This window comes from Bradyrhizobium uaiense (assembly GCF_010811875.1).
GTDB lineage: Bacteria > Pseudomonadota > Alphaproteobacteria > Rhizobiales > Xanthobacteraceae > Bradyrhizobium > Bradyrhizobium uaiense.
On sequence record NZ_VKHP01000010.1, the window covers coordinates 48,124 to 65,896 of the forward strand.

Consider the following 17,773-nt stretch of genomic DNA (forward strand, 5'->3'; position numbering starts at 1 on the left):
ATGCCGCCGCCTGGAGCGCGATCAGCAGGGAACACGCCATGCGCATTGCGGCAGGTCTGATTTTCGCAGGGACCGTATCGTTGCTCGCGTCGAGCGCAGCTTGGTCGCAGACGCCGCCCGCCAAGGGCGCCGCGCCGGCCGCGGCACCGGCGGCCGCGGCTCCAGCACCTGCGCCCGCCGCAGCGGCCGCTCCAGCGCCGCCGAAGCAAGCGCCACAGCCGGCCCGCGCGGCCTGCAACAATCCGAATGCGCTCGGCGTCGCCCGCACCGTCGAGATCGACACGACAGGCGGTCCCGGTTTCGGCTTCGAGCACTTCAAGCAGCTCGACTTCCTGCGCGACCACGAGGTGGTGCTGACCTTCGACGACGGTCCGTGGCCGGGCAACACGCCGGCGGTGCTGAAGGCGCTCGCCGATGAATGCACCACGGGCATCTTCTTCCCGATCGGCAAGCACGCCACCTACCATCCGGAAATCCTGCGGCAGGTCTATGCCGCCGGCCACACCGTCGGCTCGCACACCTGGTCGCACGAGAACCTGAACAACAAGAAGCTGACCGAAGACCAGAAGAAGGACGAGATCGAACGCGGCCTGGCCGCCGTCAAATGGGCGCTCGAGACCTCACCCTCGCCGTTCTTCCGCTTCCCGGCGCTGCAGCATCCGCCTGAAATGGTGACCTATCTCGGCAATCGCAACATCGCGATCTTCTCCTGCGACCTCGACTCCTTCGACTTCAAGTCGAAGAACTCGCAAGCCGTGATCGACACCGTGATGAAGAAGCTCGCCAAGCTCGGCAAGGGCATCATCCTGATGCACGACTTCCAGAAGCACACCGCGGAAGCCCTGCCCACGCTGCTGACGCAGCTCAAGGCCGGCGGCTACAAGGTGGTCGCGATGCGTGCGAAATTCCCGGCGACGGTGCTGCCGCAATACGAGCAGGAGCTCGCCAAGGACGTCAAGCTGCCGACCGTGAGCTCGCGGCCGGTGAACAGCGTCGTCACCACGGTCGATCAGTAGACCGCCGGTCATCGTCCTGGTGTCTGCGTTGCGTATCGAGGGTTTCGTCATCGTCTCTGCCGACGGCCGGCTGGCGAATGCGCGGAATGTGATGCCCGACGATCTCAAGATCGAGGGCGACAAGCGGTTCTTCACCGCAGCCCTCGACCGTGCCGACCTCGTCGTGCATGGCCGACACTCCCAGGAAGAGCAGCCGAACGCACCGAAGCGGCATCGCCTGATCCTGACGACCAAGGTCGCGACCACCGCGCCCGACCCTGATAATCCGAAGGCGCTGCTGTGGAATCCCGCAGGCTGCCCGTTTGAGACCGCGAGCCGCGAGGCCGGCGTGACATCGGGCATGGTCGCCGTCATCGGCGGCCCCGGCGTGTTCGGCATGTTCATGGACCGCTACGACACATTCTGGCTCTCGGTCGCGTCGAAGGTGCGCCTCCCCGACGGCGAGCCGTGCTTTCCCGGCGTCCCTGCCCGCACCCCGCAGCAGGTGCTCGCTGCGCACGGCCTTCACGCCGGCGCGCCGCAACTGATCGACCCGGAGAACGAGGTTAGCGTCACGCCGTGGCGGCGCGCGGGTTGAGAGATTGATGGGCGGGTAACGCCCTACACGTCCCCGTACGCCGGGTCGTCGCGGCGCGGGCCGCGGCCGTAGCCGGCGATGATGAACAGCGCGCCGATCAGCGACAGGTTCTTCAGCGCATCGATCAGGGTTCTGAAGTTGTCAGGCGCCGGCTGGTTCCAGAAATCATGAAAGTAGAAGGTCACGACGCACACGTAGATGATCAAAAGGAGCGCGAAGAACCGCGCCAGCAGGTTCACCGCGATCATCAGCCCGGCGAGGATCTCGAAGCCACCGATAGTGATCGCGAGCAACTGCATGAACGGCATGCCGACGAAGGTTTCGATCTGCTGTGTGTAGGGCGCGGCGATGGCCGGGATCGTCAGCTTCGCCGCGATCACATCCGCCGTTGCCTGGATGCCGAACAGCTTGCTCGCTCCTGAATAGAGGAACAGCACGGCGAACAGAATCCGTCCGAAGGTGATGAACGCTGGCATGGGTCGGCCTCAATGGATGGCGGAAATCGGACGAAGCAGGCGGAGCGATTATGGCCGCCCCGCCTGTTTCGATCAAATCGAATCCATCTCGGCTCAAGCACGATTCGGAAAACAGCGCTGCGGTTTTCCGAACATAACGTGCTCAAACAACCCCGTCAGCCGAACAGCGTCGGCTGCGCGCGACCGGCCCGCTCCTGTGCCTCGACCGCGGCAACCGCGGTCATGTTGAGGATGCCGCGCGCCGTCACGCCGGGGGTGAGGATGTGCGCCGGACGCGCCGGACCGATCAGGATCGGTCCGACCGGCAGCGCGTTGGCCAGCGATTTGATCATCTGGTAGGCGATGTTGGCGGCGTCGAGGTTCGGCATGATCAGGATATTGGCCTCGCCTTCGAGCCGCGATTGCGGCAACACCAGCCGCCGCGCCACGGCCGACAGCGCGGTGTCGCCCTGCATTTCGCCGTCCGCCTCGATCTCCGGATGCTTGTCCTTGAGCAGCTGGGTAGCCCGCCGCATCTTGCGCGAGGAATCCGTATCATAGCTGCCGAAGTCGGAATGTGACACGAAGGCGACCTTCGGCTTGAAGGCGAAGCGCTGGACGTGGATCGCCGCGAGCGACGCGACCTCCGCCAGTTCCTCCGCGCTCGGATTCGGCCGCACTTGGGTGTCGGCGAGGAAATGGGCGCCGGTGGAGGTGATCATCAACGCCAACGCGGCATAGTCGCTGACACCCGGCAGGAAGCCGATGATCTCGCGGACGTGGCGCAGGTGGCTCATGTAGCGGCCCTCGACGCCGCACAGCATCGCATCGGCCTCGCCGCGCGACACCGCTAGTGCTGCGATCACCGTATTGTTGGTGCGGACCACGGTACGTGCGCCCTCCGGCGTGACCCCGCGCCGGCCGGCGACGTCGATGTAGGACTGCACATAGGAGCGGTAGCGCGGATCGTCCTCGGGATTGACGAGATCGAAGTCGCGGCCGGCCTTGATCGACAGGCCGAAGCGCTTGATCCGCGTCTCGACCACCGACGGACGACCGACCAGGATCGGCCGCGCCAGCTTCTCCTCGAGCACCACCTGCGTCGCGCGCAGCACGCGCTCGTCCTCGCCTTCGGCGTAGATCACGCGCACCGGCTGGGTCTTGGCCTTGGCGAATACCGGCTTCATGGTGAGGCCGGAGCGGAACGCGAAGCGTTCGAGGTTGGCGGCGTACTCGTCGAAATTGGTGATCGGCCGGGTCGCGACGCCGGACTCGATCGCGGCCTTGGCGACAGCCGGCGCGATGCGCAGGATCAGGCGCGGATCGAACGGGCTCGGGATCAGCGAGCCTGGACCGAACCCCTGGGTCTCGCCGGTCTCGAAACCGTGCGCCACCGCATCCGACGGCGGATCGCGCGCGAGCTGCGCGATCGCATCCACCGCGGCATGCTTCATCGCCTCGTTGATCGCGGTGGCGCCGACGTCAAGCGCGCCGCGGAAGATGAAGGGGAAGCACAACACATTGTTGACCTGGTTCGGATAGTCCGACCGGCCGGTGCAAATCATCGCGTCGGGCCGCGCCGCGCGCGCCTCTTCCGGCATGATCTCCGGCACCGGATTGGCAAGCGCCATCACCAGCGGCTTGTCGGCCATCTGCTTGACCATTTCAGGCTTCAGCACGCCCGGCGCCGACAGCCCGATGAAGATGTCCGCGCCCGGAATGACGTCGGCCATCACGCGAGCGTCGGTCTTCTGGGTATAGACCGCCTTCCAGCGATCCATCGTGGTGTTGCGGCCGTCATAGACCACGCCGTCGATGTCGCAGACCCAGATGTTCTTGCGCTGCGCCCCCATCGAGACCAGGAGATTGAGGGTCGCGATCGCAGCGGCGCCCGCGCCGGAGCAGACGATCTTCACATCGGGCAGTTGCTTGCCGTTCAACAGCAGCCCGTTGACGATCGCGGCGGCGACGATGATGGCGGTGCCATGCTGGTCGTCGTGGAACACCGGAATCTTCATGCGCTCCTTGAGCTGCGTCTCGATCTCGAAGCACTCCGGCCCGCGGATGTCCTCCAGATTGATGCCACCGAAGGTCGGCTCCAGCGCGGCGACGGTCTCGACCACGCGCTCGATCGTGTTGGCATTGATCTCGATATCGAAGACGTCGATGCCGGCGAATTTCTTGAACAGCACCGCCTTGCCTTCCATGACGGGCTTGGAGGCCAGCGGGCCGATATTGCCGAGACCGAGCACGGCGGTGCCGTTCGAGACCACGGCCACCAGGTTGGCGCGGGCCGTGAGCGTTGCCGCCTCGGCCGGGTTGTTGGCGATCTCGGTGCAGGCGGCGGCTACGCCGGGCGAATAGGCCAGCGCCAGGTCGCGCTGGTTGGCGAGCGGCTTGATCGCCTGGATCTCGAGCTTGCCCGGCCGCGGCAGCCGGTGATAGGCGAGCGCGGCGTTATGGAGTTCTTCAGACGATGACGACATACGTGCTCCCCGCGTTTCCGGCCCAAATTTCTTGTTTCTGTGCTAATCCAGGCAAAAGTCAGTTGTCCGGCAAATCGAGCTGGATGTGAAGCATGTCCAGCCGCTTGGATGCAACATCCGATAATGTCCCCGTCAACAGGCCCGGGCGGGCCATTCATCGATGCTGCACCTTCCGACCGCCGCTTGGCAATTTTTTTCCCTTGATGATCCGGAGTTGACCGAATGAAGAAAATTCTGCTCGGCCTGGTCGCCGTCGCAGTTATCGCGGCCGGCGGCTACTTCGGTCTCGACTTCTATGCCCAGCGCCGGGTCACGCGCGACGTCGAGGCCGCCTTCGAGCAGATCCGCGCCGGCGGCGCCAAGGCGAGCCACGGCAAGATCGCCTTCGACACCAAGAGCCGCACCCTGACGATTTCGGACATCGCCACCGAGTTGGGCGCGCAATCCCCTGTTAACGTCAAGATTGCCAGCCTCACGATGACGGGCCTCGGTCAGCCGGACGGGGCACGGGTCTCCGCCGACAACGTCGCATTCAATGATGTCGAGATCGGCGTGGCCGGGCCGACCCCGACGATCGCCTCCCTCAGCTACAAGGCGCCACGGATCACGGTGAAGGACTATTCTGGTCCCGCCGCCCTGGCGCAGCTTCCGGCCTCCTCGTCGATCTTCGATCTGTACCGGTTTGCATTCACTCAGCTTGCGCACATCAACGCGTCATCGGTGAGCGCGCCCACTTTGACCGGACCAATGATCTTCAGCGCGGTCGCGCATGCTGGCGACGGCGCCAGCGGCGAATTCGCTTATTCGGGCCTTGCCATCGAAAACATGAAGGACGGAAAAATCGCGTCCAGCAAGACCGACAAGGTTGCGTTCACGGTCAACCAGCAAGCGACCGGCACGCCGATCAAGATGACCGGCGAGCTCGCCAATATCGTCGCGACCGATATCGACGTCGGCGCGATGGCGGCGATATTCGATCCCGCCAAGGCCAACGACGACCGGGAGTATCGGGTTCAGGGGCATGTTTCCGCCGGCCCTTATGTGATCACCGCCACGACCACGCCTCGCGTCAACATGCGGATCGACGGCATCACCGTTGACGACGTCAGGATCAACCCGTCGCGGATGCAACTGCCGGCGCTGATGGCAATGATCCCGCCGCCGGGGAGCCCGCCACCGTCTGCAGCCCAGACGCGCGACCTGCTGGAGAAACTAGCTGACATTTATTCAGGCGCCGGCATCGGAAACGCCGAGATGCATGGGCTCTTGCTTGAGACATCGGAGCCCCCGCTCAAGCTCGCCTCGATGCGCTTCAACTTCGAACACGGCAAGATCGGCGAGCTTGCGGTCGAAGGACTCGATACACATACGCCGAATGGCACCTTCAAGGTCGGACGGTTCGCGCTGAAGTCGTTCGATGTCGCCAAATCCGTCCGGCTAACGGCACAGTTCGCTGGACAGAAGCCGTCGCCTGAACAGGCGCTGGCGCTGCTCCCGCTGATCGAGGGCGTCGAGGTCAAGGGCGTCACCTCGCCCTACAAGGCCACCGGCAAGCCGGTCAACATCGACGTCCTCAGCCTCGACTGGGGTCAGTTCGTCGGAACGATCCCGAGCAAACTGCGACTGGTCGCGAAGATGGCGGCGCCGCTGGATGCCGCCGATCCGCAGCAGCAGGCGCTGGTCGCCGCCGGCATAGACCGGATGGCGGTCGATGCCGATCTCGGCGCTGTTTGGACCGAGGCGTCACGCACACTCGCGCTCGAGCCGGTCAAGCTCAACATGGCGGGCCTGTTGAATGCGTCGGCGAAGGTTGCGCTCGGCAATGTGCCGCGCGAGGCGTTTTCGACCAGCGCGGCGGAGTCCATGGGCGCGGCCGCGCAGATCGAGGCCGGCACGATCGAGCTTGTCGTCCACGACCTCGGCGTCATCGACCTCGCGGTCGCCCAGTTCGCCCGCACCCAGAACGTCGGCCGCGACGAAGCGCGCAAGGCCATCCTCGACAGCATCAAGGCGCAGAGCGACGCGATCGGCGCGGCCAATCCGGATGCCACCGCCCTCGTCACCGCCATCAGCCAGTTCATCGAGACGCCGGGACAGACGCTCGTCATCAAGCTGACCCCGCGCGCCAAGGCGCCGGCGCTTCAATTGATGCAGTTGCTCAAGACCGATCCGCAATCGGCGCTGGCGCAATTCAAGATCGAGGCGTCGACGGGGTTGTGAACTCCCGCGGCCCGTTAGCTCGATCCGGGCTACGCACTGCTCTCCTCCCTCGCCCCGTTCTTACGGGGAGAGGGTTGGGGTGAGGGGCTGCTTCTGCAAAATTGCTGGCGGACGGACTCGTGGAGACTCCCCCTCACCCGGATCGCATCTGCGATGCGATCCGACCTCTCCCCGCAAGCGGGGCGAGGTAAAGGCCGCTACCCCTTTGCCGGCAGGTTGGTGCGGATGTGCAGCTCCTTGAGCTGCTTCGGCGTCGCTTCCGAAGGCGCGCCCATCAGCAAGTCCATCGCCTGCTGGTTCATCGGGAACAGCGAGATTTCGCGCAGATTGTTGGTGCCGCACAACAGCATCACGATGCGATCGAGGCCCGCCGCCATGCCGCCGTGCGGCGGGGCGCCGTACTGGAACGCACGGTACATGCCGCCGAAGCGGTCGACGACTTCCTGCTCGCCGTAGCCCGCGATCTCGAACGCCTTCACCATCGCTTCCGGCTTGTGGTTGCGGATGCCGCCGGAGGCGATCTCGTAGCCGTTGCATGCGATGTCATACTGGAACGCCTTGATCGTCAGCGGATCCTGCGACTTCAGCGCATCGAGGCCGCCCTGCGGCATCGAGAACGGGTTGTGCGAGAAGTCGACCTTCTTGTTTTCCTCGTCATACTCGTACATCGGGAAGTCGACGATCCAGGCGAGCTCGAAGCGGTCCTTGTCGATCAGGTTCAGCTCCTCGCCGAGCTTGGTGCGGGCAAGGCCTGCGAACTTCCAGAACTTCTCGGGATCGCCGGCGACGAAGAACGCCGCGTCGCCTTCCTTCAGGCCGAGCTGATCGCGGATCGCAGCCGTCCGCTCCGGGCCGATGTTGTTGGCCAAGGGACCCGCGCCCTCGCCGCCCTCGCGCCACATGATGTAGCCGAGGCCGGGCTGGCCCTCGCCTTGCGCCCAGGAGTTCATGCGGTCGCAGAACGCACGGCTGCCGCCGCCGGTGCCGGGGATCGCCCAGACCTGGTTCTTCGGGTCTTCCAGCATCCGCGCGAACACCTTGAAGCCGGAGCCGCGGAAGTGCTCGGAGACCTCCTGCATCACGATCTTGTTGCGCAGATCGGGCTTGTCGGAGCCGTACTTGCGCACGGCTTCCGCGAACGGGATCCGCGGCCAGTTCCTGGTGACCGGCTTGCCCTTGGCAAAGTCCTCGAACACGCCGGTGATCACAGGCTCCATCGCCGCGAACACGTCGTCTTGAGTCACAAAGCTCATCTCGACGTCGAGCTGATAGAACTCGCCCGGCAGGCGGTCGGCGCGCGGGTCCTCGTCGCGGAAGCACGGCGCGATCTGGAAGTAGCGGTCGAAGCCCGACATCATCAGCAGCTGCTTGTACTGCTGCGGCGCCTGCGGCAGCGCGTAGAACTTGCCGGGGTGGATCCGCGACGGCACCAGGAAGTCGCGCGCGCCTTCCGGCGAGGACGCCGTCAGGATCGGGGTCTGGAATTCGAAGAAGCCCTGCTCCTTCATCCGCTTGCGCATGGAATCGACCACCGCGCCGCGGGTCATGATGTTCTGGTGCAGCTTTTCGCGACGCAGGTCGAGGAAGCGGTATTTCAGCCTGATGTCTTCAGGATATTCCTGCTCGCCGGCAACCGGCAGCGGTAGTTCGGCCGCCGGCCCCAGCACCTCGATCTCGCTGGCATAGATCTCGATCTGGCCGGTCGGCAGCTCGGCATTGGCAGTTCCCTCGGGGCGACGGCGCACCTTGCCATCGATCCGGACCACCCATTCCGAACGCACCTTTTCGAAGCCGCTGAACGCTGCCGAGTCCTTGTCGGCGACGCACTGCGTGAGCCCGTAATGGTCGCGCAGGTCGATGAACAGCACGCCGCCATGGTCGCGGATGACGTGGCACCAGCCGGAAAGGCGAACCGTTTCGCCGATTTCGCTCTCTCGGAGCGCGCCGCATGTGTGTGACCGGTAGCGATGCATATTCGTTCCAAAACTGATGTCGGAGGGTCGAATCGCGACAGGACCAAAATGCCCTGTCCGAAGTTGCCGAGGGTTTACCCGACGAGGCCGGGTGCGGCAACCAATGGAACGGCCGGTTTCGCCCCGAAACTGCAGATTCTGCGGCGGTCCGGCGCCAATCGTTTGCCTATTCGGCCCGCAGGCCTATCTTCAGGCCATGACCATCCATTTCCCGTTCCAGAACACCTATTCGGCGCTTCCGGCGAACTTTTTCGCCCGCGTCGCGCCGACCCCGGTCGCCTCCCCTCGGCTGATCAAGCTGAACCGGCCGCTCGCGGTCCAACTTGGGCTCGATCCGGACCTGCTGTCGACGGCGGAGGGCGCCGAAATCCTCGCCGGCAAGCGGCTGCCTGACGGCGCCGACCCGATCGCGATGGCCTATGCGGGCCACCAGTTCGGGCACTTCGTGCCGCAGCTCGGGGACGGCCGTGCCATCCTGCTCGGCGAGGTCATCGACAGAGACGGCGTCCGCCGCGACATCCAGCTCAAGGGATCTGGCCCGACCCCGTTCTCCCGCCGCGGCGACGGCCGCGCCGCACTGGGTCCAGTCTTGCGCGAATACATCGTCAGCGAGGCGATGTTCGCTCTGGGCATCCCGACCACCCGGTCGCTCGCTGCCGTCGTCACCGGCGAGCCCGTGATGCGCGAGACCGCGCTGCCGGGCGCGGTCCTGACCCGCGTCGCCTCGAGCCACATCCGCGTCGGCACCTTCCAGTTCTTCGCCGCCCGCGGCGACACCGACGGCGTGCGGGCGCTGGCCGACCATGTCATCGCCAGGCACTATCCCCAGCTGAAGGACGCCGCGCAGCCCTATCACGCCCTGCTCGCTGGCGTCGTGGCGCGGCAGGCTGCGCTGGTCGCGCGCTGGCTGCTGGTCGGCTTCATCCACGGCGTGATGAACACCGACAACACCTCGATCTCGGGCGAGACCATCGACTACGGCCCCTGCGCCTTCCTCGATGCCTACAACCCGGCGCAGGTGTTCTCCTCGATCGACGAGATGGGCCGCTACGCCTACGCCAACCAGCCGCGCATCGCGCTGTGGAACCTGACCCGGCTCGCCGAGTGCCTGCTCCCGCTGTTCGCCGATGAGCAGGAGAAGGCCATCGAGCGGGCACAGACGATCCTCGGCGAATTCCCCGAAAAATTCACCGCGGCCTATCAGGCCGGGCTGCGCGCCAAGGTCGGCCTGTTCACCGCGCGCGACGGCGACGACGCGCTGATCCAGGATCTGCTCGATGCGATGGCGAAGAACGCCGCCGACTTCACGCTGACCTTCCGTCATCTCGGTGCGGCCGCAGCCGATGACGCCGCCGACGTCCGCGCGCAGTTCACCGATCCCGCAGCGTTCGACGAATGGGCCGCACGCTGGCGCACGCGCCTTGCTCTCGAACCGCGGAGCGCGGCCGAGCGCAAGGCCGCAATGAATGCCGTCAACCCGGCCTTCATCCCGCGCAATCATCGGATCGAGGCGGTGATCCATGCGGCCGTCACCAACGACGACTACACCCCGTTCGAGGAATTGCTCACGGTGCTGGCAAAGCCCTACGCGGACCAACCCCAATTTGCGGCTTATGCCGAACCGCCGCTGCCCGAACAGCTGGTGACGCAGACGTTCTGCGGGACGTGAGTCTTTACGCCGTCATTGCGAGGAGCGAAGCGACGAAGCAATCCATACCTCCGTGTACGCGGGCTGATGGATTGCTTCGCTTCGCTCGCAATGACGCTGGAGCGACTCTCACACCGTCACCACGATCTTGCCGAACTGCGTGTTCGACTCCAGAAACCGATGCGCCGCGACGATCTCCTCGAACGGAAACGTCCTGGCGATGACCGGCTTCAGCGCGCCGTCCGCAAGCCCGTCGAGGATGAATGCCTTCGCCGCAGCGAGCCGCGCCGGATCCTGCACAACCTCATGCACGCGGTAGCCGCGCAGGATCAGGCTCCTGCTCAACACCGTGAACAGCGGAAACGGCGTCGGCTCGGGGCTGAGCCCGCCATATTCGATCAGGATGCCGCCATGCGCCATCGCCGATGTCAGCGGCACGAAGACGGGACCACCGACCGGGTCGAGCACGACACGAACGCCGTCGGGACCCGCGATCTGCTCCAGTCTTGACTGCAGATCCTCTTCCGCGGACGCGATCACATGCGCGGCGCCGGCATCGCGCAATGCCTGCGCCTTGGCTGAACTCCGCGTCACCGCGATCGGGATTGCACCGATACGATTGGCGATCTGGATCGCGGCGAGCCCGACGCTGCTCGATGCCGCCGTGATCACCACAAACTCCCCATGGGCGAGCCGCGCAACATCGATCAAGGCGCCGTACGCCGTGAGGTATTGCATCCACACCGCAGCCGCCATCTCAAACCCCAGCGCCGGCGGATGCTTCACCACCAGCTCGGCCGGGAAGTTGGCGAGTTCCCCATAGGCCGGCCAGCGCGCCATCGAGATCGGCGGCACGATGCTGACGGCATCCCCGGCCGCGAAACCGCCGACGCCCTCGCCGATCGCTTCAACGAGCCCGGCGGCCTCGAGGCCGAGGCCGGACGGCAGCGGCGGCGTCTCGATATAGGTTCCGCTGCGCATCAGGGCCTCGGCGCGGTTCAGTCCGAGCGCCTTGATCCGGATCTGGATCTCGCCGCGCGCGGGCGGCCCGATCGCAACGTCCTCGATGCGCAGCACCTCGGGACCGCCAAGTTGATGAAAACGAACGACACGAGCCATTGGCTGCACTCCAGACAGTTGAATTGCAAAACAGTTCAATTGAATGAGCTATGCCAAGGCGAATTCAGCGGATAAATCATCGTCCAACAGTCAAAACTGGGAGTTTCGAATGATGGACCGCCTCACCAGCATGGCCGTCTTCCTCAGGGCGGTCGATCTCGGCTCCTTCGCGGCCGCCGCCGAGGCGCTCGAGATGTCCGGCCCGATGGTCGGCAAGCATGTCCGCTTTCTCGAGGATCGCCTCCGTGTCCGCCTGCTCCACCGCACCACGCGGCGTCAGAGCCTGACCGAGTTCGGACAAGCCTATTATGACCGTTGCCGCGCGGTGCTCACTGAGGCGGAAGCCGCTGACGCGCTTGCGGCCGATCAACTGTCGGAACCGCGCGGGCGGCTGCGGGTGACGATGCCGGCGCTGCTCGGCCGCCACTGCGTCGTCCCCGCGCTGCTCAAGCTGGCGCAGAAATATCCCGCGCTGGAGCTCGATCTTTCGTTCGGCGATCCTGTCACCGATCTGATGGAAGGCGGCTACGACCTTGCGATCAGGACCGGTGACCTCAACGCGCAGTCCGGCGTGATTGCGCGACGCATCGCACGCCAGCGCATGGTGGTGTGCGGCTCGCGCGCGTATTTCAAGGCCCACGGCAAGCCGCGCACGCTCGACGAGCTCAGTCAGCACCAGGCGATCGTCTATCGCCGCCTGGGGCGCGCGCGCCCGTGGTTGTTCCCGCGCGACGGCCAGCCGCCGCACGAGGTGTGGCCGGCCGGCCGGCTCCGGCTCGACGATCTCGAAGCCATCGCCGACGCCGCTGCGCGCGGCATGGGGCTGGCGTGGCTGCCCTCCTGGCTGGTGCGCGAACGCCTCGACAACGGCGCGCTGATCCGCGTCCTCGGCAACGAGGGGGAATTTCCCTACGACTGCCATGCCCTGTGGCTGCCGACGCCGCGACTGCCGCCGAAAGTCCGCGTTGCGGTCGACGCGCTCGCGGCGGCGCTGCCGAAACTCGTGGCGTAGCCCGAGCGCTCGACCATGTGAGCGTTAACTCACCCTCCACCATGCCGGGAGGCCGCCGGCGGTAACCATAAGGCTTAACAGCGCGTCAACGCTCCGCCAACAAGTCTAACTGTTTCTAATGGGGGAGAATGGGTCGTGGACGCATTTGCATTTGAATTCATGGGACTGGCGATGATCGCGCTGTGCCTGGTCGTGCTGGCTATACCTGCGGCGCGCCGGCCGCCGAAGAACATGCGCTACGAGTGAACCGAAGAAGAGTAATTGAAGTTGAGACCGGCCCCTTCGTGCCGGCGGGCGTCTGATCGGCGCGAGGCCGCATGACGTCGAACGTCATGCTCGCTTCCGCTGTCGTTTCGGCTCTCCCTCGCAGCGCTCATCTCGTCGCGATCGCGCGATAAAACCGCGCTCGCACGTCATCGAATGACGATATGCTCGCCCTGATGAGTCCCAACACGGGACGCAAGTCAGGGAATTGACAGGCTTGAACGATACCGACGTCCAGCAATCCGGCACGACGCCCTCCACCGCGCACTCGCCACTCGAGGTGCTGCTGATCTTTCTCAAGCTTAGCATCAGCTGCTTCGGCGGCCCGATCGCCCATATCGGCTATTTCCGCGACGAGTTCGTCATCCGCCGGCGCTGGCTGGATGAGCAGGCCTATGCGGATCTGGTCGCGCTCTGCCAATTTCTGCCGGGCCCTGCGAGCAGCCAGGTCGGCTTTTCGCTCGGCCTGATGCGCGCTGGCTATCTGGGCGGCCTGGCCGCCTGGACCGGCTTCACGCTGCCGTCGGCGATCGCGCTCGTGCTGTTTGCGTTCGGCGCCAGCGGATTGAGCGGCCCGGCCGGAACGGGCCTGGTGCACGGCCTCAAGCTGGTCGCGGTGGCGATCGTGGCACAAGCCGTCTGGGGCATGGCGCGCTCGCTCTGCCCCGACCGCGAACGCGCATCGATCGCGACGGTGGCGGCGCTGGTCATCCTCGCCAGCTCCTCGTCGATCGCGCAGATCGGCGCCATCATGCTCGGCGCCATCGCCGGGCTGTGGTTCTGCCGGACGCAAGCGGCCAACGGCGCCACGCATATCGCGATGCCGGTGTCGCGCCGCGTCGGCCTCGCGGCGCTGATCCTGTTCGTCGCGCTGCTGGCCGGACTGCCGCTGCTCGCCCGTACATGGCCCGGCCTCGACCTGTTCGACGCCTTCTACCGCTCGGGCGCGCTGGTGTTCGGCGGCGGCCATGTCGTGCTGCCGCTGCTGCGCGAAGCGGTGGTGACGCCGGGCTGGATCGGCGACGATGCGTTCCTGACCGGCTACGGCGCCGCGCAGGCCGTGCCCGGCCCGCTGTTCACCTTTGCCGCCTATCTCGGCGCCGTGATCGGGGGCGTGCCGGGCGCGGTCGTGGGCCTCCTCGGCATCTTCCTGCCGGGAATTGTCATCCTGCTCGCGGCGTTGCCGTTCTGGGATGGCTTCCGCAAGCAGCCCACGGCGCAGGCGATGATGCGCGGCGTCAATGCCGCCGTGGTCGGCATCCTGGGTGCCGCGCTCTATAGTCCGGTGTGGACCAGCAGCGTGCAACGTCCGCTCGATTTCGGCATCGCGCTGGCAGGTTTCGTCCTGCTCACCGCCTGGCGCGCGCCGCCGCTCGTGGTGGTCGTCCTCAGCGCCGCCGCCGGCAGCGCCACCGGGCTCCTGCAATCGTGACCGAGCGGCGGCCGTTTCGCCCGCTCGATTAAGAACGCCTTCACGGCTGGCCACCATGATGGCGGGGTATGCCGAGTGCCCCGAGACTACCGGATTCAACCCGGGTTCCTGTGCTGGACCTGCTGCGGCTCGCCGCGGTCGGGGCCGTGATCCTGTACCATTACGGCTTCTGGGGCACCGCATCGTACGGCGTTCAGAAAGTGGCGCTGCCCTACCTCGCCCCGGTCGCCCAGTACGGCTTCCTCGGCGTCCCCGTGTTCTTCGCGATCTCCGGCTTCGTCATTGCGTATTCGGCCGAGGGCCGCACGCCGATCGGCTTCGCGATCGCGCGCTTCAGCCGGATCTATCCGACCTTCGTCATCTGCATGACACTGACATTCCTCGCAACGCTGCTGCTGGGCCACGCTTATTTCCACGTGACATGGGGACAATGGCTCGCAAACCTGTTCATCGCGGCGCCGATGCTCGGTCAGCCCTACATGGACGACGCCTACTGGTCGCTGGTGATCGAGGTCGTTTTCTACGCCTGGATCGCGCTGTTGCTGGCCTGGGGTATCTTTCCGCGGCGGATCGACACCATCATCGTGGCATGGATCGCGATCACTTTCGCCAACGAACTGACGCTCGACGTTCCGCTGTTCGAGAAACTCTTCATGGCCGACGACAGCGGCTTCTTCGCCGTTGGCCTCCTGATCTATGAGCATTATCGGGGGCGGCGCGACACCAGGCTCTACAGCCTGTTGACGCTGGCGATGGGCACGGCAACGTTCCAGGCGGTCCATAAGCTGGAGCGGCTCGGCGTCCACACCCATGGCAGCTTCGATCCGCGCGTCGTGACCGTGATCTGCATTGTCTCGCTCGGCATCGTGTTCGCCGCCACCCGGATCAAGTCGGTGCCGCTGCCGGCCGGCTTCGTCAGGGGGGTGGGCGGCATCACCTATCCGCTCTATCTGCTGCATCTACAGCTCGGCTACGTGATCCTGCTCCTGATCACGCCAACGCCGGACGTGCTATCGACCGCGCTTGTCGTGACTTGCATGGTCCCGCTGGCGTGGTTCGTCTGGCGCTTCCTCGAAGCGCCAGCGCACTACTTCGTCAGGGACAAGCTCACACTGCTGGCCTCGCGGCACGGATGGCCCTCGCGCATTGGCGCGGGCGAAGCCCGGATCGATCCGGCCCACATCGCCGCGCCGGCGGAGGCCGGGCGGATAGCCAATCACTGAGTTTCCCGGTGGCACGATTCCGCGCATCGATGCGAGCGCTGTCTCCGCTGCTCAGCGCCGCGACCAACGGTTTGGGGCCCATCCGGCGCAAAACACTGCATCGGCGCTGTCGGGAATGGTCTGCGCGAACCACCGGTCGACATCCGGCGACGTTTTGGTCCTCGGCTCATGACGATAGCGAAGCTGGCCATAGGCACCGCGCATCGCCATCGTCGTCTTCTCGATGGTCTGACGCGGGTACAGGGTTGCGGCCAGCCTGGCGCAGAGATCATCGAGATCGCCGCCGCGCGTCTCGGCTGGAATGGCCGGCACGACGCTTCGGCATTGTGCGCGGCCCAATACGTAGATGACTGGATTTCGCGTCCGCCAGCAGAGGCAGAATTCTGCCGGCGCAGTGCGGTCACCGAACTCAGCCGTCATCGCCGTGTCGAACATCCGCTTGAAAAAGCCACGGCCACGATGCGTGTCTCTGACTGCAGTGCCGGAAAGATAGATCACCGGCATGCCGGCGACGGCCAAGCGCTGAATGATCATGTAAGCCACGCATTCAGCGCCGTGGTGGAGCAGGACCACGCCGTGGTCGGGCTTGAACGGCGAGTGCTGGGGCGACCAGAATCTTTGCTCCGCCAGCCAGTTGGTGTCGATGATACTGTTGATGCCCTCGAGCACCGCATCGCGGCGATGCTCCGGCACATCAGAGGCGATTTGAAAAAGCTCGCTGGTAGCAGCCCCGGGCGGCGTCGCGATCAAGGCAGCTCCTTGTTGCTTATTAAGCTAGTTCGGTCGCCAATCTTCCGGCGAAGCTCTGCATGTGTCACGTCGACGAACAAATTCGGAATGTTGTCGGCGCGGTGTAACAGCCACGCCACGACGACCATGATCGCGATTCCGGCCGCGCTCACCACGAGCTGTGCGATGACCGCGCCGCTGTATTGGGTCAAGACCCAATGGGCGGAGAACGAAAGCAAGACCCCGAGGCAAAAGATCGGAAGCGAATGCTCCCCGCACAAGGTCAGTGGACGCAATGATCGGGATTTCAGCGGCGGCCAGTCCTGCGGAATCAAGCCATGGACAACGTACGCGAGCGCGAGGAAGTGGGTCAAACGCAGCATATCGAGATCTGTCTTGTCGATCGGGTAGATGAGCTTCATCATCCATCGCGGTATGAACGCCTCCAGCGCATGGAAGTGCCAGGTCATCACGATCAGGAACGCAAAGATCAGCCAGGCAATCGCTACCGCTGAGACGAGCCGCGACTGGATCAGTCTTGCGATCTGTGACAATGCGCCCACCCCGCACCACTCGCCGAAGACAAACAGCAACTGCCAACAAAATGGATTGAAGTACCACGTTGTGCCCGGTGGATAGGAAGCGATGTTCCAATCGAACCATCGCGCCAGCACGTAGAGAACGATCGAGGCCAGCAAGGTGAGATTGGGACGGCGCACCAGGCCCCAGATGATCAGTGGGGAGGCCAGCAGCAAGACAATGAACAGAGGCAGCACGTCGAGATCCACGGGCTTGTACCGCAGGGTGAGCGCCTGCCCGATCAGGATATCCGGATGCTGGAGAAAATTGAAAACGTTGAATTCGTTTTCATACATCGGATTGTCGAGCCGTCGGGAGGTTCTCGCGACCTGGGCCGTGAAGATCAGGAACAGCATGATGTGCGCGGCGTAGATATGCGCGGCCCGCGTCCACAGCCGCTTCGCTGCGGACAGCAGGAAACCTGAAGCGATGATCGGGCCGTATATGAAGCCGGCAAGGTAACCCGAGATGAAAACGAAGAACTCCGCAGCGTCGCTGAAGCCATAGTTGCGCAGCGTAATCCAGCCGATGGCCCCATCATTGGGGATGTGATCCAGAAAGATCATCCACAACCCGAGCCCTCTGAACAGGTCGAGCCGAACATCGCGCTCGATCGTTTCCTCGATCTGGTTCGCGTGGTGGAGCTCCATCGAGACGACCCTCACTCGGCTGCTTCTGAGATCGCGATAGCTGCACCCGTCGGAGCCTCGCGTCGGGGCCGGCATACGTTAGCCGACAGCAAGCCCGGGTCGACAGGGGAAGATCAAGGGCATCCTTATACTCCCGCGTGACATCACCCTCCAAATGCCGCACGCGCATGCTTGACGTTTGTCGGGTGAGCCGCATTCGTCGGGCGGAGTGGAGACTGAGAAAGCATCGCTACTCGCGGGGGTGTGTCCTGGCGGCAGGTGTCCAACGCAATCTCTCGGCTCAAGCACTCCCGCCTCTGGAATACCGAATCGCCCGGTCGCGCCGGGCGAGGACACCGCCGATGGCTTTCGCCGAGACGACCGACGGATTCCCGGCGCGACCGGGCTGAA

Annotated in this window: 13 protein-coding genes; 7 read left to right on the forward strand and 6 right to left on the reverse strand. The window is 65.0% G+C overall.

Annotation, left to right across the window (positions count from 1 at the left end; all coding sequences use genetic code 11):
- Positions 1 to 38: 38 nt before the first annotated feature.
- Together FNJ47_RS04795 and FNJ47_RS04800 are read left to right on the forward strand one after the other, a co-directional pair.
- Positions 39 to 1,016, forward strand: a complete 978-nt coding sequence (locus FNJ47_RS04795; RefSeq protein WP_163151138.1) for a polysaccharide deacetylase family protein — start codon at positions 39 to 41, stop codon at positions 1,014 to 1,016.
- Positions 1,017 to 1,035: 19 nt separating this feature from the next.
- Complete coding sequence (locus FNJ47_RS04800) at positions 1,036 to 1,593, forward strand: dihydrofolate reductase family protein (RefSeq protein WP_347341608.1); 558 nt, start codon at positions 1,036 to 1,038, stop codon at positions 1,591 to 1,593.
- Between the two features lie 23 nt (positions 1,594 to 1,616).
- Here the strand turns inward: FNJ47_RS04800 and FNJ47_RS04805 are convergent, their stop codons facing one another.
- Complete coding sequence (locus tag FNJ47_RS04805; protein WP_163151140.1) at positions 1,617 to 2,069, reverse strand: DoxX family protein; 453 nt, start codon at positions 2,067 to 2,069, stop codon at positions 1,617 to 1,619.
- Positions 2,070 to 2,224: 155 nt separating this feature from the next.
- Positions 2,225 to 4,534, reverse strand: coding sequence for an NADP-dependent malic enzyme (locus FNJ47_RS04810; RefSeq protein WP_163151142.1), 2,310 nt, complete (start codon positions 4,532 to 4,534; stop codon positions 2,225 to 2,227).
- A 222-nt stretch (positions 4,535 to 4,756) separates the two neighbouring features.
- Between FNJ47_RS04810 and FNJ47_RS04815 the strand changes: the two genes are divergently transcribed.
- Positions 4,757 to 6,754 (forward strand): hypothetical protein, encoded by a 1,998-nt coding sequence (locus tag FNJ47_RS04815; RefSeq protein WP_163151144.1) that lies wholly within the window; start codon positions 4,757 to 4,759, stop codon positions 6,752 to 6,754.
- Between the two features lie 197 nt (positions 6,755 to 6,951).
- Here FNJ47_RS04815 and aspS read toward each other — a convergent pair whose 3' ends face one another.
- Entirely contained in the window at positions 6,952 to 8,727 is a 1,776-nt protein-coding gene (gene aspS / locus FNJ47_RS04820; protein WP_163151146.1) for an aspartate--tRNA ligase, read from the reverse strand.
- Positions 8,728 to 8,923: 196 nt separating this feature from the next.
- On the opposite strand from aspS, the gene FNJ47_RS04825 reads away from it, so the two are divergent.
- A complete protein-coding gene (locus tag FNJ47_RS04825; protein ID WP_163151148.1) occupies positions 8,924 to 10,396 on the forward strand; it encodes a protein adenylyltransferase SelO in 1,473 nt (490 codons plus the stop codon).
- Between the two features lie 108 nt (positions 10,397 to 10,504).
- Here FNJ47_RS04825 and FNJ47_RS04830 read toward each other — a convergent pair whose 3' ends face one another.
- Entirely contained in the window at positions 10,505 to 11,494 is a 990-nt protein-coding gene (locus FNJ47_RS04830) for a zinc-dependent alcohol dehydrogenase family protein (RefSeq protein WP_163151151.1), read from the reverse strand.
- Between the two features lie 112 nt (positions 11,495 to 11,606).
- On the opposite strand from FNJ47_RS04830, the gene FNJ47_RS04835 reads away from it, so the two are divergent.
- The 3 genes from FNJ47_RS04835 (at position 11,607) to FNJ47_RS04845 (ending at position 15,425) form a co-directional block, all read left to right on the forward strand.
- A complete protein-coding gene (locus FNJ47_RS04835; RefSeq protein ID WP_163151205.1) occupies positions 11,607 to 12,506 on the forward strand; it encodes a LysR family transcriptional regulator in 900 nt (299 codons plus the stop codon).
- Between the two features lie 481 nt (positions 12,507 to 12,987).
- Positions 12,988 to 14,202: a chromate efflux transporter gene (chrA, locus tag FNJ47_RS04840; RefSeq protein WP_163151153.1), complete on the forward strand. Its 1,215-nt coding sequence runs from the start codon at positions 12,988 to 12,990 to the stop codon at positions 14,200 to 14,202.
- Between the two features lie 110 nt (positions 14,203 to 14,312).
- On the forward strand, positions 14,313 to 15,425 hold the full coding sequence (locus FNJ47_RS04845) for an acyltransferase family protein (RefSeq protein WP_163151155.1): 1,113 nt from the start codon (positions 14,313 to 14,315) through the stop codon (positions 15,423 to 15,425).
- 51 nt (positions 15,426 to 15,476) lie between these two features.
- Here FNJ47_RS04845 and FNJ47_RS04850 read toward each other — a convergent pair whose 3' ends face one another.
- Together FNJ47_RS04850 and FNJ47_RS04855 are read right to left on the reverse strand one after the other, a co-directional pair.
- The gene (locus tag FNJ47_RS04850) at positions 15,477 to 16,175 is read right to left on the reverse strand and encodes a GNAT family protein (protein WP_163151157.1); all 699 of its coding nucleotides are present in this window, start codon (positions 16,173 to 16,175) and stop codon (positions 15,477 to 15,479) included.
- A complete protein-coding gene (locus FNJ47_RS04855; RefSeq protein ID WP_163151159.1) occupies positions 16,172 to 17,383 on the reverse strand; it encodes an OpgC domain-containing protein in 1,212 nt (403 codons plus the stop codon). Before FNJ47_RS04855 ends, FNJ47_RS04850 begins: the two co-directional genes overlap by 4 nt.
- Between the last annotated feature and the right edge of the window lie 390 nt (positions 17,384 to 17,773).

Bases quoted from the DNA above. Each gene is read 5' to 3' on its own strand.
- FNJ47_RS04795 (WP_163151138.1), top strand. From the start codon at position 39: ATGCGCATTGCGGCAGGTCTGATTTTCGCAGGGACCGTATCGTTGCTC.
- FNJ47_RS04805 (WP_163151140.1), bottom strand. From the start codon at position 2,069: ATGCCAGCGTTCATCACCTTCGGACGGATTCTGTTCGCCGTGCTGTTC.
- FNJ47_RS04810 (WP_163151142.1), bottom strand. From the start codon at position 4,534: ATGTCGTCATCGTCTGAAGAACTCCATAACGCCGCGCTCGCCTATCAC.
- FNJ47_RS04815 (WP_163151144.1), top strand. From the start codon at position 4,757: ATGAAGAAAATTCTGCTCGGCCTGGTCGCCGTCGCAGTTATCGCGGCC.
- aspS (WP_163151146.1), bottom strand. From the start codon at position 8,727: ATGCATCGCTACCGGTCACACACATGCGGCGCGCTCCGAGAGAGCGAA.
- FNJ47_RS04825 (WP_163151148.1), top strand. From the start codon at position 8,924: ATGACCATCCATTTCCCGTTCCAGAACACCTATTCGGCGCTTCCGGCG.
- FNJ47_RS04830 (WP_163151151.1), bottom strand. From the start codon at position 11,494: ATGGCTCGTGTCGTTCGTTTTCATCAACTTGGCGGTCCCGAGGTGCTG.
- FNJ47_RS04835 (WP_163151205.1), top strand. From the start codon at position 11,607: ATGGACCGCCTCACCAGCATGGCCGTCTTCCTCAGGGCGGTCGATCTC.
- FNJ47_RS04855 (WP_163151159.1), bottom strand. From the start codon at position 17,383: ATGGAGCTCCACCACGCGAACCAGATCGAGGAAACGATCGAGCGCGAT.